We start from the raw sequence: 15,921 nt of genomic DNA on the forward strand, positions 1-15,921 counted from the left end.
TGGTTTTTTCAAGTATGGGGAAGGGTAATCCACGCACTGATAATGAATGTCAAAAGCTTAAATAATAACCGTTAAGTATTAATACATCGATTCATTTTATTGCTCGCGTAAAATGCGCATAATTCGTTCATATATAATGCCTGTTAATATTACTCTGTCATCACCTGTAGTGTTGGTAAATTGAATGACAACCGTATCAATATCAGGGTGGTATCGAGCAATACTAGAGTAGCCGAGTACCCAGCCAGTATGCTCGTATTTATAAATTGACGCATAAATTTTTCTTTCTTGTTCGGAGAAAAGACTACCGTCATTGAGTGCTCTTAAAAAAATACCTACATCTTGAGCAGATGCAATGTAGCCTTGATCGAGGTATTTGAAGTCGTCTTCATAGCCCACATGATATCCACTCATGAGTTGTTCAGTCTCGATATCGTTGATGGAGAAAAACGTGCGATTTAAACCCAGCGGCAAAAGTACTTCTTCCTTTATGTAGCGAGAGTAATGATAGCCTAGGGTTTCTGTTATTATTTTTTCAAGTAACAGATAGTTTGAATTGGAGTATGCGTAATCAGTTCCGGGTGCGAAATCAGCGGGTTTGTCTAATAGTAAGTCTAAAACATTCACGGAGTTAGAGGCCCAATCAAAGCCTTCTTGATCGGTAAAATTAGGGATACCACTGCGATGCTCAACCAGCATGCGCAGAGTAATTTGATCGGCATATTCAATTCGCTGCGCCAAGTCTGGCAAATATTTATCGATTGTTTCATCCAAGCTGAGTTGCTTAGCAGCGACGAGTTTGGCAATGGCAGATGCCTGATAGAGTTTGCCAATACTGGCAATTTTAAAAAGCGCATCCCCGTAAGCGGGTATTTTTTCTTGTCGATTATGCCAGCCACTTGCATACAGTTTCGCAGGTTTATTGGCTGAATGGACGTACACAACTATGCCGTCGATTCCTTGCTCAGTTGCTTGGTTAACTTGCTCTTCAACTGAATTGGGAAGAGGCATTAAATAGTACAGTGCATATTCCCAAGGAGCGAATAGGTAAATGCTTGTCGTTGTTAGGGAAACCCCAAGTAGAATTTTAAGTGTTATCTTCTTCCATTTTTTCATTGGGTTTCCTTACTTAGATTAGGACTCTGCGAACCGCATTAAGCTATGTTATCCTGCCCTAAATAGTCAGCAAAGACATCAAACTATACCAAGAAGTCATAGCGTGTCACCTATTTGAGATTTTTCGTTTTCGTGCGACTTGATATCTAATGCTAAACGTTAGTAATACACAGTTGTATAAATCTCACACAATATCGGTAAAAAATAAACAGTGAATGTTTATCTAATTCTACTGTTTTTCGAGCTATTTAATGAAATGAAACCCCTTAAGCAACAACCAAAGTGGCTGCAAAAGTTCAGATAGTAGTTTTAAGTATGGGCTAAACAGACAAGTTACGGCGAGCCGATGAAACAGTTGCGTTAGATTATTCGCTGCCAAAAATGCATGTTTAGTGAAAATTGCGGGCGAGGCTAGACTTCACCCGCGTTTATCTAATTAAGGTTTTAAATCTACGTCCGAATCAGCAATAAGGTAAATACTCGCTGCATATGCGGCTATATTTTGCGCCAATTCATCAGGATCAATCTTATCTAGGGTATCGTCTGGCGTGTGATGTAAATCAAAGTAGTCTCGTCCATTTTGATTTAAACGAATCGTAGGGACGCCTTTTGCTGCCATGGGAATGATATCAGGACCACCGCCAACAACATCAGAGCCGCCTCTGACAATACCAAGTGGAGATAAAATTTTGGCAATTTCATCGACTAATAAGGTGGCCTGAGGATTGACGTTTGAGACTAATTGCCAAATGGTTTGTGCTCCAAAATCAGATTCAGTTGCCAGTACATGATTATGTAAATTTGCTTCATGTTGCTTAGCGTAAGCAAATGCGCCAAGTAGGCCGACTTCTTCTGCGCCAAACATGACAACCCGAATGGTGCGTTTCGGACGTTTAGGTAATTTAGCAATGAGCGCCGCTGCTGCAGTGGTAATTGCAACGCCAGCGCCATCGTCTACCGCTCCGGTACCCAAATCCCAGCTGTCTAAATGACCACCAATTAGGACGATTTCTTCCGGCTTTTCACTGCCAATTAAGTCTAAAATGACATTACCACTGCTAACTTCACCTTTCCATTTTGATTCTGAATGAAGCGAAATCGCCAGCGGTTTACCTAAATTATGTAAACGACGAAGGTGGTCAGCATCGGGGTTTGAAATTGCAATGACTGGAATGTCAGCCCAATTTTCTCCGTCTTTACTCATCATTCCTGAATGCGGGAATCGATGAGAATCCGAGCCCACAGAGCGAACAACTAAGGCACTTGCACCACTACGTTGTGCATGTTGCCAGCCAATTCTGCGACGCTGGTTGGCTTGACCATAACCCGCTCCGGTTTGGCTTTTTACCATCTTATCGCCATCTACAAAAACAATTTTACCGGTTAGGCTATTATCCTTAACCTCTGTCAATGCGTGAATATCTCTGAAGTAAACTACGTCGGCATTGATCTTTTCTTTTGTCGGCGCAGCGCCACCGAGTGCCGTTCCGTATAATTCTTGTTGGTACGGAGAAGAAAGCGATATATGTAAATGACCTCTATCCCAAAATGGCATAGTAAACTCTTCGATTCTAGCATTGTCGAAACCTAAGCTTTCACCAAGTTTTACTCCCCAGTCGCGTGCCCGTTCTTCTGCTTCAGAACCGCCTAAACGGGGACCTATTTCGGTTGTAAGAGAAGTCACTATTTCCATACCTAAATCGCTTTTGATGGCGGTTTGCATGAGTTGTGTCGCAGTTTGTTTTTGATCGTTAGTTATTACGGCTTGTGTTGCCATTAATTGAACACTAACAATACTTAACACAGCGCCAAAGGTAAGGCGTTTCAGTTGTTGCATGGATTCTCCAGTGGAAATAGTTACAAGTTATTACGTTTAGATGCGTGTATGTGATAAAACCTTGCTACTCAGTTTTGTCTTTAAACTCACATAAGTTTTCAATTATACAATAACTAAATCAAAGTTTGCGCGCTACGCAGTTATATAATCCATGAAGAATTATATCAATCTTGTACTATCACACCTGTCAAATGAACAAATATACTCGATGTTATTTAGACCACGTAATTTCAGCTATTTGATTGGTCGCAGTTTGATGAATTATTAAGCCTTTATTACCCATCCTCATATGCCGGATTAGTCCTGAGTAAATACCTTCTTTACTTGGAATTTGCCAGCTCTGCATGGTTTCAGTAGCGAGATCAAACCTGACCAAGGTTTCGGGCCTTTTCGCCGATTCATTAAACCAGATTGCACCATCTCCATATACGATGGCATAAGGGTGACTATCTTCACCGCTTGGGTTATCCCACTCGGTTATTTCGTCAGTTTTCGGGTTTTATCTGCCCAGTTTACCCATGCCGGAATTGACATAAAACACCATATCATCGGGTGTTATAGCAAGACGTCTGGTATGAGAGTTTGGATTTGGCAATTTAATCTCTTTTAACGCCATTGAATTCTTATCGACTTTAATCAAGCAATTAGAACCATTACAAGAAACCCAAGGTGTTCCATTGGAATCAAGCTTTATTCCATATGGGCGAGATTTTTCCGTCGGCAACGACACTAATTGAATGTCACCACTGGTGGGATCTAACTTACCTATCATATTACTGTGTTGCAGCGTAAACCAAAATATTCCGTTATCGTCGAATACGCCAGTGTGGGGATCGCGTGCTTTTTCATCTGGCATGTTGAATACTTTGAATGTTTCGGTATCGAGATCCAAATATCCTACCGTGCCATTCTTATTGCCTAAGAACCACGGCCTAAGATTTTTGTCCAACGTAACGCTATGCGGGTAGGTACCAGCTGGAAGTGTATACTCCTTCGTTTCGCCACTCGTGGGATCAAGGCGACCTAGGATATTTCCCCATTGACCGACCCACCATATAATTCCGTCTTTGCCTTGCACAGGATCGCGTGCACGTTGACCAAGTGTCGGTACTTGCCAGTATTTAAATTGAAGTTTGATATCACCGTCGACTACTTTTGAAGCACGATCATTATTGGCGGGGTATTTGTTAGCTAAAAATTCACCAAGTATGTCTAGCTGCTGTGGATTAGAACTATGATCGACCATATAAGAAATAAGGGTTTTCCACTGCTCTTTATTGTACCCTGAACTACGCTCAATATTGCTAATACTGTGACAGGTTGAACAAAGTTGTTTGACAACTTGCTCTTGTTCACTGCTTCGTGCAGAAGTAGGTGCGAATGCCATGAACAATAATGATGTTATTGCTATTAAATTATTTATGGACAAATTTGATTGTTTCATAAGGTTTCTTTAATTTGATGTCGTGATAAGCGAATTGGTAAACATGGATACAACGCATTTTATATACTGAGTTAAATAATTGGTTGTTAAATGTACAATTATGACTTTCACATAATTCGCTTGAGCTGGTCAAGTCATATTCACCATCAATCTAACATTTTGTATTCGCTAGTTTGGGATTGTGTCTTAAATTATTTTTATGTTTTAAAGCAAGAGCGGCTAGCAATCCGCTCTCGGGTTACTAAAGTGTGAATCAAAAGCAGTGATGGATGTATTCTTAGGTGATAACCAAGATATCGTCGCAGTCACTGGCTGACTATTGCAAATATTATTTGTTATTGCTTGCTTGCTTTTTGCGTCGCCAAGGTTCAATAGGTTGACTGAAATATCGCCACCAAACGTACCTCCACGGAATCAAAACGATTAATATGCAAATTCCAATTATCGATGATCTAGCGTTTACGATGTTCGGAATTTCCTGACCTGCCAGCCATGGTGGTAGCGCGACAGTATACAGCCAGACTAGTTTCCAAGCGATTTCATAGAACATAATTGGTAGAAATGCTAAGGGACGAAAGATACCTCCAATTGCTAGCACTGCAAGCGTGAATAACATTGAATGTCCTAGTCCTCTCCAATTTGTCCAATCAGAACTTCCTCCTAGAATATAATTCAATTGATTTGAGCCAAGAACTATTACCATTGCTGCAAAAATGATTCGAAGCCCCCATGTTTTCCAAAGTGGCACTGGTGGGGCACTTCTTTGTGTTGAATCACACTCGTTTTCCAAATTTCGCCTTAATGCTGACACAAGCGGGGGCCTCAGGAGCATCGAATTCGAAAATCGATGCATGAAAAAACGATGAATAAGTAGATTATCGAAAACGAATGGATTTAAAATAAGATAGCCTTGGAAATTAGAGAGGAGTAAAAATTGGACCTGCTAAAAATTGCGCAATTATTCGTTGTGTTGCTGAGTCTGGCACTTGCTATCTTTCACTTTCGTCTTCGAAAAAAGCATGTTTTACATTTAGCTTTCGCGTTTTTTTGTGTATCTTCGTCCATGCATATAGCATCTATGTTGACCGCAGATTTTTGGACACCTTATAATCACTTGATCGGTACATTAGGTTTTGCAACCTGTAGCGGGTATTGGCTATTTGCACGCACATTTTTCCGTAAATCCAATCCTATTAATCGTCATCACCTCCTTTTTGCTGGGTTACTAGCATCATGCCTGATATTACGACATCTGATACGTTTTTCAGAAAAAATGTGGCTGTTAGATACCGCTTGGCTTAATACGTTAATCACTGTTTTATCCGAAACTATTACAATATTATCATCAGGTATGCTCATTCTTGCATTTTGGGAGGGCTACCGAGTATTGCAAAGCGCCACAGCAACCCAACGTATGATTTCCACTATTTACTTATCTGCATTCATTGTAAGTATTGTCAGTGTCATGTTAATTGCAGTTGCACTGCCAACAGACTTATTACTTGGCACAGGAAGAGACTGGCTGGTGGTTTTCGCTTATGTGTTGATATTTACCAGCTCACATGTGCTGATTCACTTTCGCCAGCAGCAACTTAGCCAAAAAGAGAAAAGTACCGATTCCGCCATTGAAGAAGAAAACATGCTCGCTCATCAAATCCATGCTCTATTGGATGAAGAAAAACGTTTTTTGGAATCGAGTTTGCGCGTTGCCGATATTGCTCGCGAGCTAGACGTTCCTGAGTATCGTATTCGCGCTATTATGCTGAAACATTTCAATGCCAAAAACTTCAATCACTACGTTAATCAGAAGCGGGTTGAATACGCTAAAACCCTATTGAGCTCACCTGATAAACTCGACTGGCCAGTGCTTGTTATTGGAATTGAAAGTGGTTTTGCTTCAGCGGCTCCCTTTACACGTGCATTTAAGCAGTTTACTGATTGCACTCCAGGAGAGTATCGCAAGCAACAGTTAGCTTCATAGTCGTTCATTGAATTGAGAACTGTAGGAATAGTAACCAGTGATGATTCGAAAACAGATTATACGCGTGGGTGTTGCCAACTTTATTGCGCGAGCGGCAAAAGAATCTACCGGAAAGGTTCGTTTATTCTAGCATCAAAAATATGGGAGGAAACTAAGTTCACCGCGCAGAGTTGTGAGCTCTAGTGCTCAGATTGTCATAGAAGACAAGCACTTGCGCAGTAGAATTGTTTTGCGCTTTTTTCTCAGACACCATTAGATAAGTTTATTGTATACGTGATTGTATTAAACACTTACCCAACCGTTCAAAATTCGCTGTGAATTCAAATAGCCGACGCAACGCTGCTCTGTCTTATCTTTAAACTCACACAAGTCTTCAATAATACATGCACCACAGCGGGGTTTACGGGCCACACAGATGTATCTGCCATGTAAGATTAGCCAGTTTTGTGCGATTAGACACTCGGAATATGTGGGTGTCCACAGCTATGGTCGGCCAGCCGAAGGATAATTAAAGTAGATTTTAACTAAGGGATTATAACCTTTGTCTGCTTTGAGGAGTTAGTTCAGTTGGTCGATTCAATATCTCTCTTAGTAGGGGTAGGGGCAAGTGTTGATATCAAAATAAGGAAGCCAGCTTCTCAAAAGAACAGGTGCATTTCTGTCAAAAAAAATAGGAAATACATAAATACCTTTAACACATAGTTTGCGATTTAGATGGGGTTAAAACGTTTGTTGGTGATACTATTCAGTAAGCTAAGATTATCCTTATTTGTTTTTTTCAATACAAACTCGGAGTAACTAATCAAATGAACTTGTTTATATTATTAAAAATTAGACACATTTTATTGTATGTCACTTATGTTTAGTTTATTACTTTAACTCGCAGATGAATGGAATCGACCTTATGAATTATATCTTAAAGAATTTATTGATAGTGATCGCAATAAGTCTTTGGGGTTGTGCAAATCAAACTTCAAATAACGTTCTGAAGGAAAACAAACACGAACCTAATACTTATGTTGTAAAAAATGTGAATGTCATTCCAATGACAGAAAGTAATTTCGAAGTCATAAAAAATGCATCAGTGGTAATCAAAGGTCAGAAAATATTCTCAATTAATGGACAAACTCCTAGTAATTCAAAAGTAATCGACGGAACAGGGAAGTGGCTAATTCCCGGTTTAATTGACATGCATGTTCACACCAATGCAGATCTAAATTTCAAAGGAAATTCACCCACTCAAGGCGCTACATTTTTTATGGACACACAAGATGTTATGACTACATATATAGCGAATGGAGTCACAACAATATTTGAACTTGGTGGTAGAGTTGAGCATTTTGGACAAAGAAATGAAGTGGCAAAAGGAAAAGTGATTGGTCCCCGAATGGCAATAGCAGCAATGATAAACGGTGGGGACACGAATAATGGCGGAAGAACAGTGAACAACAGTTCAGATGCTAAACAGGCTGTAAGAAGTTTGAAAGCCGAAGGTTATAACTTCATCAAAGCTTATTCAGATTTAAATATTGAAGCCTTTCAAGCCGTCGTGGAAGAAGCACAAAAACAAGGTCTTAAGGTTGTAGGGCATATTCCAGATGCTTTTAAAGGTAAAACAGAAGAAGCATTTGTCCCAAATTTTGGATTGGTTGCACACGCTGAAGAATTTTCAAAACAGATAAGAAAACAAGAAAAGACAAAAGAAGATGCCGAAAGATTTGCTCAATTATCGAAGAATAATAATACGTGGTTAATTCCGAATCTCATAGCAATTGTAAAAATAAAGGAACAAGTTCAATCCCTTGACTCAATTAGCTCAATGGAAGCCCTAAAATATGTGCACCCACTACTTCAGGACAAATGGTTAAATTCTAACAACTATCACAAACATTCCAGCTCAGAATTTCTCAAATACTTAAACGACCTTATTGTATTCCATAAAGAAATGGTAGTAGCTTTTAAAGACGCTGGAGTGCCAATGCTGGCAGGTTCTGATGCGGGAGTTTCAGGAGTTGTAACTGGATTTGCACTGCACGATGAGCTTGAGTTGTTGGTTGACGCGGGGCTAACGACGGGTGAAGCATTAACTTCTGCAACAAGGCTGCCTGCCAAATGGTTGGAAATTAGTGAAAAGGTCGGCACCGTTGAGGTTGGTAAATATGCTGACCTTTTGTTATTGGATGCAAATCCACTTAGTAACATTAAAAATACACGAAAAATAAACGGAGTGTTTGTAAACGGAAGATGGTTGAATCGAGATGCTATTAATAAAATGCTGTCGGAATTAGCGGATTGGAACACCTTAAATAAAGAAGTTTATAAATGGAAAAATCGTAGAAAATATTAATGAGTTTAACGCTAACTCTCAAATAGCTGGAAAGATCTGAGTACGGGGACTGTTTTAACCATCAATAACACCTATGAACGCTCCTAACTCCAAGCCATTTGAAATTTATTCGATCTTATCTTTAAACTCACACAAGTCTTCAATAATACATGCACCACAGCGGGGTTTGCGAGCTACACAGATGTATCTGCCATGTAAGATTAGCCAGTGGTGTACATCGACCTTAAATTCAGCAGGTACCACTTTAAGCAGTTTTTGTTCGACCTGATCGACGTTTTTACCCATGGCGAGCTTAGTGCGATTAGAGACTCGGAATATGTGGGTGTCCACAGCTATGGTCGGCCAGCCAAAAGCTGTGTTGAGCACCACATTTGCAGTTTTTCGGCCTACACCGGGTAAAGCTTCTAACGCTTCACGGTTTTCAGGAACTTCAGAGTTATGCTCTTCGATTAATATTTTACAGGTTTTAATCACGTTTTCGGCTTTGGCATTAAACAAGCCGATGGTTTTTATATACTGCTTTAACCCTTCTACGCCTAGGGCATATATTGATTCTGGTGTGTTTGCCACAGGATAGAGTTTATCTGTGGCTTTATTTACCCCTACATCTGTAGCTTGGGCCGACAGAATAACCGCGATAAGTAGTTCAAACGGACTACTGTAATTTAATTCTGTTGTTGGCTCTGGATTTTCTGCTCGTAAGCGAGTGAGGATCTCTTTCCGTTTAAGATTGTTCATATCTAACTACTACCTTAACTTTCAGCGGTCACTCTGGCGCGCTGCACAACTTTGTCGGTATCGGGTTTGACTACCCATGACTCCACGCGTTTATCCAATGCATTTTTTAACGCGATTAATAACCCCATGCCTAAAAATGCACCAGGCGGTAAAATTGCGATTAAAAATGGACTATCAGTCTCGTATACCGTTATTTTTAAGGCGTTTGCCCATTCACCAAATAACAAATTTGCACCTGAAAGCAGGGTGCCGTATCCCAATAATTCACGCATGCCACCAAGAATAACTAGCACAATGGTAAAGCCCAAGCCCATCATTAATCCATCAAATGCTGCATGTCCGACCGGATTTTTAGAGGCATAGGCTTCAGCGCGACCAATAATGGCACAGTTGGTGACGATCAAAGGAATAAAGATCCCAAGTGCTTCATATAATCTGAAGGTATACGCATTCATTAACAGTTGCACAACTGTCACAAACCCAGCGATTACCATCACGAAAATAGGAATGCGAATTTCGTTAGGGACCAGATTACGCACCATTGAAACTGTACAGTTAGAACCAATTAAAACCAGCGTGGTAGCAAGCCCTAACCCTAAACCATTGATCACCGTCATAGTTACCGCGAGCAACGGACATAAGCCCAAAAGTTGCACTATGGCGGGATTGTTTTTCCACAGTCCTTGCCAGCTAAGTTGTTGAAATTGATTCATATTATTCTGCCTTGCCTGTCATAGGCGGATCATTTGGCAAGTCACAATGTTGTGACAAGCTAAATAGAGTGTGTTTGTTCTGCTGAAAATACAATACGGTATTTTTGACTGATTTCACAACGGCTCTAGGTGTAATAGTGGCACCGGTAAATTGATCAAACTGTCCGCCGTCTTTCTTTACTTGCCATTCTTTTACTTTTTCAGAATCGATAGATTTACCCGTGAAGGACGTAATCCAATCACTAATACGAATATCAATTTTATCACCCAGACCTGGGGTTTCTTTATGATTTAAAACACGTACACCTAAAACTTCTGATTGCATATTAATCCCCACAATCAGTTCGATTTTTCCGCTATATCCATCTGGAGCGGTGGTTTCAATGGCCACAGCGGTTGGTTCATTACCCATTCTCGCTAAGAATATCGAGTGCGTTTCGTTTGTACCTAAATAATCGGGCACAATAACTTCTACGCAGTCGTGTTGAATGTCGTTATCGTATAATGAACTTGGTATGATCGCGTTTAATATGCCAAGACGTTTATTTATTTGCTGAGTGGCAATTTGCTCTCGAGTAACCGCGTAAGTAACCGCAATTACCGCTGTAATGACAAGCGCAAATGCAGTGAGTTTGAGTCCATTGCTAACGATGCTTTTTTTCATTAACTAGGCTCCCTTATCCTTTTTGCTACTCTCTATCTGTTTAATTTTAATCACGTTTTTATGTTCTGTGTGATGTCCATAAGTGCGAGGTCGAGTGTAATAATCAATTAGAGGTACACCCATATTCATGATTAAAACTGCAAACGCGATTGCATCAGGGTATCCCCCCCAAGTTCTAATAATATAAACCCACGCCCCAATACCTAATCCAAAAATAATCCTTCCTTTGTTGGTGGTAGTGGCAGAAACGGGATCGGTAGCGATAAAGAACGCACCTAACATCAAACCACCACTGAATATGTGGAATAGCGGACTGGTATAAATGCCATCATCAATGAGATACATAACCAGAGAAAATCCCATGATGCCGGCAATCACGCCCACTGGAATTTGCCATTTAATCACGTTGAGTTTTAGTAACAACAAGCCACCAAGTAGGTAAGCGAAATTCACCCAAAACCAACCCACACCAATCCCATTATTGAATACCGCAGTTTGTAAACTTTCGGATACTGTTAAGCCTTGAGATACGGCAGTCTTGACGGCATCAAGAGGAGTCGCCATAGTGTAACCGTCAATATGCGTTCGTAATTGCTCAATGCTGTATCCGTCAGCGCTAAAACCACTAAAAATGATACTAAAGGAATCTGCAAATGATTGTGGAAACTGACTCAATGCTTGCGGAATTGCCCAAGTCGACATTTGCACCGGAAACGAAATGAGTAACAAAACATAAGCTGCCATCGCAGGGTTAAATAAATTAAATCCTAATCCACCGTAAAGCTGCTTAACTACGCCGATGGCAAAAATGCTACCTATAACCGTTATCCACCAAGGGGCAAATGGCGGGATGCTGACTGCAATTAAAAATGCAGTTACCAACGCGCTGCAATCTTTAATCGCGACTTCGAAATTCTTCTTGCGCATTTCCAATATAGCGGCTTCAGTGACTATGATGGTCACACTGGCTATAAGAAAATGAATAAACGCTCCCCAACCAAAAAACCAAGTTTGCACCGCTAAACCTGGAATGCCCGCATACATAACTAACCGCATAACCTGACCGGTATTGCGCTTGACTCTCTGATGCGGAGAACTAGTAAATTTAAAGCTCATAAAAGGTTAGCTTTCATCCTTTTTTTGGTTAGTTTTTTTTGTTTCCGTGTTCTTTTGCTCGCGCTTTAGTTTTTTTAGCCTATTTTCTTCACGTGCTTTAGCTACGGCAGCTTCTACTTTTTGTTTGCGCAACTGTGTCGCCGTCAACTTTTCTGGAGTTTGAGAACGCTCAGTTGGCGGCGCTGTTTCAGCTGAATCTTGTGTACTTGATTTTGGCTGGTTCTGAGCCAATTCATCCGTTTTTGCGTTAGCTAATTTCTTTGCTTTTGCTTTCGCGATTGCAGCGGCAACTGCCTTTTGTTTTGCTGTTTTTTGTTCAACTTCGTCACTATGTTGAGCTGCGACTGTGTTAGTTTCTTGAGCATCAGTCGTATTTGAATCAGGCAAAGTTGCTTCTTTTTCAGCTTGTTGTGCTTTTTTCACTGCTTCGCGTTTGGCTTTTGCTTTTGCAATCGCGATGGCAACTTTGTCTTGTTTAGTTGGTGCTGCGGATTCGTCTACTGCGGAACTTTGAGTTTCTTCATTGGCAGTTGGAGGATTTTGTATAGCAGAGTCACCATTTGCAGTACTTTCACTATCGGTTTTTACTGCATCGCTCTGTGCTTTCGCTGCCGCGCGTTTAGCCTTGGCGCGCGCTATTGCCGCCGCTACTTTGTCTTGTTTGCTTGTCGTTTCAGACTGCTGAGATTCGGTACTTGAATCTGTAGATGTAGCTTGCTCTGTCGATTCGTTATTATTGTCAGCTTTCGCTGCTGCGCGTTTAGCCTTGGCACGCGCTATCGCTGCCGCTACTTTATCTTGTTTGCTTGTCGTAGCAGATTGCTCAGGTTCGGCATTTGAATGTGTAGATGTTGCTTGACTGTCTGGTTCTACAATATCCGCTTGTGTTGAGTTCGCTTGTTTTTTAGCTTTTGCTCTAGCTAAAGCAGCAGCAATTTTATCTTTTGCATCGTTGCCTTTCTCGCTCATGGCTTGGCGTCGGGCTTCTGCTGCACGAGCGTGTTTCTCTTCACGCTCTTTTTGCTCACGCTCTAAACGTTCCTTTCTTGCTTCGAACCTTATTCTGGCTTTATCTGCCTGGGCTTTTTCTTGTTCTTGTGAACGAATATCTGCTTTCGCGACGCGATAATAATGCACTAACGGTATTTCACTCGGACAAACATAGGCACAGGCACCACATTCAATGCAGTCAAATAGGTTTAATTCACTCGCTTTTTCGTATTCTTTTGCCTGACTGTGCCAGAAAAGCTGCTGAGGTAATAAACTTGCAGGACAAGCGTCCGCGCAGGCACTACAGCGAATGCAAGGTTGTTCGGCGGCAGGTTGCTGAATTTCGCTAGCCGCTGGCGCTAAAATGCAATTGGTAATTTTTACAACTGGCACTTCATCATCAACAATTTCAAACCCCATCATCGGCCCGCCCATGATAAGTTTTTTAGCACGTTGTTTATGTTGTTTATAATGACCAATATCCAATAAATGCGAAATTGGCGTGCCGATCGGTGCCCATACATTTTGCGGTCGCTTAAAGGCTTTACCGGTTAACGTAACAACTCGGCGTATCAATGGCGTACCAGTAAATATTGCATCAGCAATGGCGAAACAAGTGCCCACGTTCTGCATAATAACGCCCACATCGATAGGTAAACCATGGCCTGGTACTTCACGATTGGTGAGAATTTGAATAAGTTGTTTTTCGCCACCGGCAGGGTACTTAGTTGGCACTGAAATAACGCGATATTTAGCATTTTCCTGACAAGCCACTTGCATCGCTTCAATGGCTTCTGGTTTGTTATCTTCCACTGCAATGATCACCAGCTTGGGAGATAACAAGTGCACCAAAATATCGATACCTTGACGGATTTGCCACGCGTGTTCACGCATCAAACGATCATCTGAGGTGATGTAAGGTTCGCATTCCACGCCATTGATGATTAAAAATTCGACGTCTTTTTTAGGAGACGATTTAATGTGAGTTGGGAATCCAGCACCACCCATGCCACTAATACCGGCATTACAAATGGCTTCAATAATTTTGGCTTTGGGTTTTTGTTGGTAGTCTAAAATGGGCTGTCGTGGTGCCCATGTTTCAAATTCATCGGTTGTGATATCGATGGCTAACTCGGGTAAACCGGATGGATGTGCTGAAACGTGTTGCGCAATCCTAGCCACATAGCCTGAAGTAGGAGCATGCACGGGGACCGAGAATGGATTGGTGCTGTGAGTTAAGGCCTGTCCTTTTAAGACTCTATCGCCTTCGGTTACTAACAAGCCACCTTCAACACCAATATGTTGCTTCACCATTACATGCAAGGTTTTCGGCATTGGTATGGTTTCAATGGGCTTTTGATTTGAAAGGTCTTTTAATTCAGGAGGATGGACTCCGCCTGGAAAGTCCCACAATTTCCCTTGCTTCAAACGCTGTAAAATACTGTCATAGTCAGAATACAAAACTACATTACCTCAACTGACTTGCTTTACGGGAATAGCATCGAGCTGCCATCGCCATGAAGACGTATTTTGTTCTACAGGAATCATATCGATGCAATCAACAGGGCAGGGATCGACGCACAAATCGCAACCTGTGCATTCATCAGTAATAACCGTGTGCATGTGTTTCGCTGCGCCGATAATAGCGTCTACTGGGCATGCCTGAATGCATTTAGTACAACCAATGCATTCGTCCTCACGAATAAACGCGACTTTTTTCACGTCTTCTTGGCCATGAGCTGCATCCAACGGCTTGGCCTCAACGCCCATTAAATCTGCTAGCTGTTTAATAGTCGATTCACCACCAGGTGGACACTTATTAATCTCATCCCCATTCGCTATCGACTCTGCGTATGGGCGGCATCCTGGAAATCCACATTGACCACACTGAGTTTGCGGTAGTAAAGAGTCAATCTGTTCTACTAGCGGGTCACTTTCAACCCGAAAGCGAATAGCTGCATAACCAAGGATAGCGCCAAATATAAGCGCCATCATTCCTATCGCAATCAGTGCAATCATTAAGGTCATTAAAACTTCACCAATCCAGTAAAGCCCATAAATGCCATAGACATGAGGCCAGCTGTAATCATCGCTATTGACGCGCCTTTAAATGGTGCTGGCACATTCGCCGCAGCAAGACGTTCACGCATGGCTGAAAACAAAATAAGCACTAAAGAAAAGCCAACGGCTGCGCCAAAACCATATATTATGGATTGGATAAAATTGTGGTCTTTATTCACATTTAACAATGCAACACCCAAAACAGCACAGTTAGTTGTGATAAGCGGTAAAAAGATCCCAAGTAGGCGATATAGGGTAGGGCTGGTTTTATGAACGACCATTTCGGTGAATTGCACCACTACAGCAATAACCAAGATGAAACTTAGCGTGCGTAAATAGCCAATGCCTAATGGAAGTAAAATATAATGTTCAACTAAATAACTGCTAAGCGAAGCCAGAGTGAGGACGAAAGTGGTAGCCATCGACATGCCAATGGCCGTTTCTAAACGGTTAGACACGCCCATGAAGGGGCATAAGCCCAAAAATTGGACTAATACAAAGTTATTTACCAGTACTGTGCCTACCAATAAAACTAAAAATTCACTCATTTGATTCGTGTATCGCCTAACGATGTTGCAAACAGTGGGTATTATCTCTGTTTACAGACCGATTAACAACTTGATAATCATAAGGTTATTGCGACCAAAAAATGGTCAATTTGTATGTGCAATTGAAATAAAGAGATAGAGCCAGGAGATTTGGCTCCCCCTCCCCGACTCGAACGGGGGACCTGCGGATTAACAGTCCGTCGCTCTAACCAACTGAGCTAAGGGGGAATCAAATTGTATCGTTGAAGTTGGCTCCCCCTCCCCGACTCGAACGGGGGACCTGCGGATTAACAGTCCGTCGCTCTAACCAACTGAGCTAAGGGGGACCAGATTTTCAACGGAGGCGAATATTAATGAGCAAGACCC

At 41.5% G+C, this 15,921-nt stretch carries 12 protein-coding genes, 2 tRNA genes and 1 pseudogene; 2 read left to right on the forward strand and 13 right to left on the reverse strand.

What is annotated here, in order from left to right; genetic code table 11:
• Nucleotides 1–96 precede the first annotated feature (96 nt).
• The 3 genes from GLIP_RS04110 to GLIP_RS04120 all read right to left on the reverse strand — a co-directional run bounded on the left by GLIP_RS04110 (nucleotide 97) and on the right by GLIP_RS04120 (nucleotide 4,397).
• On the reverse strand, nucleotides 97–1,116 hold the full coding sequence (locus tag GLIP_RS04110) for a serine hydrolase domain-containing protein (protein ID WP_008843313.1): 1,020 nt from the start codon (nucleotides 1,114–1,116) through the stop codon (nucleotides 97–99).
• A gap of 436 nt (nucleotides 1,117–1,552) precedes the next feature.
• A complete protein-coding gene (locus tag GLIP_RS04115) occupies nucleotides 1,553–2,953 on the reverse strand; it encodes a M20/M25/M40 family metallo-hydrolase (RefSeq protein ID WP_008843314.1) in 1,401 nt (466 codons plus the stop codon).
• A 499-nt stretch (nucleotides 2,954–3,452) separates the two neighbouring features.
• Complete coding sequence (locus tag GLIP_RS04120) at nucleotides 3,453–4,397, reverse strand: Vgb family protein (protein ID WP_226992178.1); 945 nt, start codon at nucleotides 4,395–4,397, stop codon at nucleotides 3,453–3,455.
• Nucleotides 4,398–5,331: 934 nt separating this feature from the next.
• On the opposite strand from GLIP_RS04120, the gene GLIP_RS04130 reads away from it, so the two are divergent.
• On the forward strand, nucleotides 5,332–6,378 hold the full coding sequence (locus GLIP_RS04130; RefSeq protein ID WP_008843318.1) for a helix-turn-helix domain-containing protein: 1,047 nt from the start codon (nucleotides 5,332–5,334) through the stop codon (nucleotides 6,376–6,378).
• A gap of 282 nt (nucleotides 6,379–6,660) precedes the next feature.
• Here GLIP_RS04130 and GLIP_RS21625 read toward each other — a convergent pair.
• A pseudogene (locus GLIP_RS21625) lies at nucleotides 6,661–6,883 on the reverse strand (hypothetical protein); the annotation flags it as partial.
• A gap of 399 nt (nucleotides 6,884–7,282) precedes the next feature.
• Here GLIP_RS21625 and GLIP_RS04135 point away from each other — a divergent pair.
• Entirely contained in the window at nucleotides 7,283–8,725 is a 1,443-nt protein-coding gene (locus GLIP_RS04135; RefSeq protein WP_008843320.1) for an amidohydrolase family protein, read from the forward strand.
• A gap of 105 nt (nucleotides 8,726–8,830) precedes the next feature.
• Here the strand turns inward: GLIP_RS04135 and nth are convergent, their stop codons facing one another.
• From nth to GLIP_RS04180, 9 genes are all read right to left on the reverse strand, one after another.
• Complete coding sequence (nth, locus tag GLIP_RS04140) at nucleotides 8,831–9,463, reverse strand: endonuclease III (protein ID WP_008843321.1); 633 nt, start codon at nucleotides 9,461–9,463, stop codon at nucleotides 8,831–8,833.
• Nucleotides 9,464–9,477: 14 nt separating this feature from the next.
• Complete coding sequence (locus tag GLIP_RS04145; protein WP_008843322.1) at nucleotides 9,478–10,176, reverse strand: electron transport complex subunit E; 699 nt, start codon at nucleotides 10,174–10,176, stop codon at nucleotides 9,478–9,480.
• Between the two features lies 1 nt (nucleotide 10,177).
• Nucleotides 10,178–10,840, reverse strand: a complete 663-nt coding sequence (gene rsxG, locus GLIP_RS04150; RefSeq protein WP_008843323.1) for an electron transport complex subunit RsxG — start codon at nucleotides 10,838–10,840, stop codon at nucleotides 10,178–10,180.
• Between the two features lie 3 nt (nucleotides 10,841–10,843).
• A complete protein-coding gene (gene rsxD, locus GLIP_RS04155) occupies nucleotides 10,844–11,956 on the reverse strand; it encodes an electron transport complex subunit RsxD (RefSeq protein WP_040521821.1) in 1,113 nt (370 codons plus the stop codon).
• A gap of 6 nt (nucleotides 11,957–11,962) precedes the next feature.
• The gene (gene rsxC, locus GLIP_RS04160) at nucleotides 11,963–14,407 is read right to left on the reverse strand and encodes an electron transport complex subunit RsxC (protein WP_008843325.1); all 2,445 of its coding nucleotides are present in this window, start codon (nucleotides 14,405–14,407) and stop codon (nucleotides 11,963–11,965) included.
• 12 nt (nucleotides 14,408–14,419) lie between these two features.
• Nucleotides 14,420–14,974: an electron transport complex subunit RsxB gene (gene rsxB / locus GLIP_RS04165; protein ID WP_008843326.1), complete on the reverse strand. Its 555-nt coding sequence runs from the start codon at nucleotides 14,972–14,974 to the stop codon at nucleotides 14,420–14,422.
• The gene (gene rsxA, locus GLIP_RS04170; protein ID WP_008843327.1) at nucleotides 14,974–15,555 is read right to left on the reverse strand and encodes an electron transport complex subunit RsxA; all 582 of its coding nucleotides are present in this window, start codon (nucleotides 15,553–15,555) and stop codon (nucleotides 14,974–14,976) included. Before rsxA ends, rsxB begins: the two co-directional genes overlap by 1 nt.
• A 151-nt stretch (nucleotides 15,556–15,706) precedes the next feature.
• Nucleotides 15,707–15,783 (reverse strand) — tRNA-Asn (locus tag GLIP_RS04175).
• A gap of 21 nt (nucleotides 15,784–15,804) precedes the next feature.
• Nucleotides 15,805–15,881, reverse strand: a tRNA-Asn gene (locus GLIP_RS04180).
• Nucleotides 15,882–15,921: the final 40 nt, after the last annotated feature.

This window comes from Aliiglaciecola lipolytica E3 (assembly GCF_000314975.1).
Taxonomy (GTDB): Bacteria; Pseudomonadota; Gammaproteobacteria; order Enterobacterales; family Alteromonadaceae; genus Aliiglaciecola; species Aliiglaciecola lipolytica.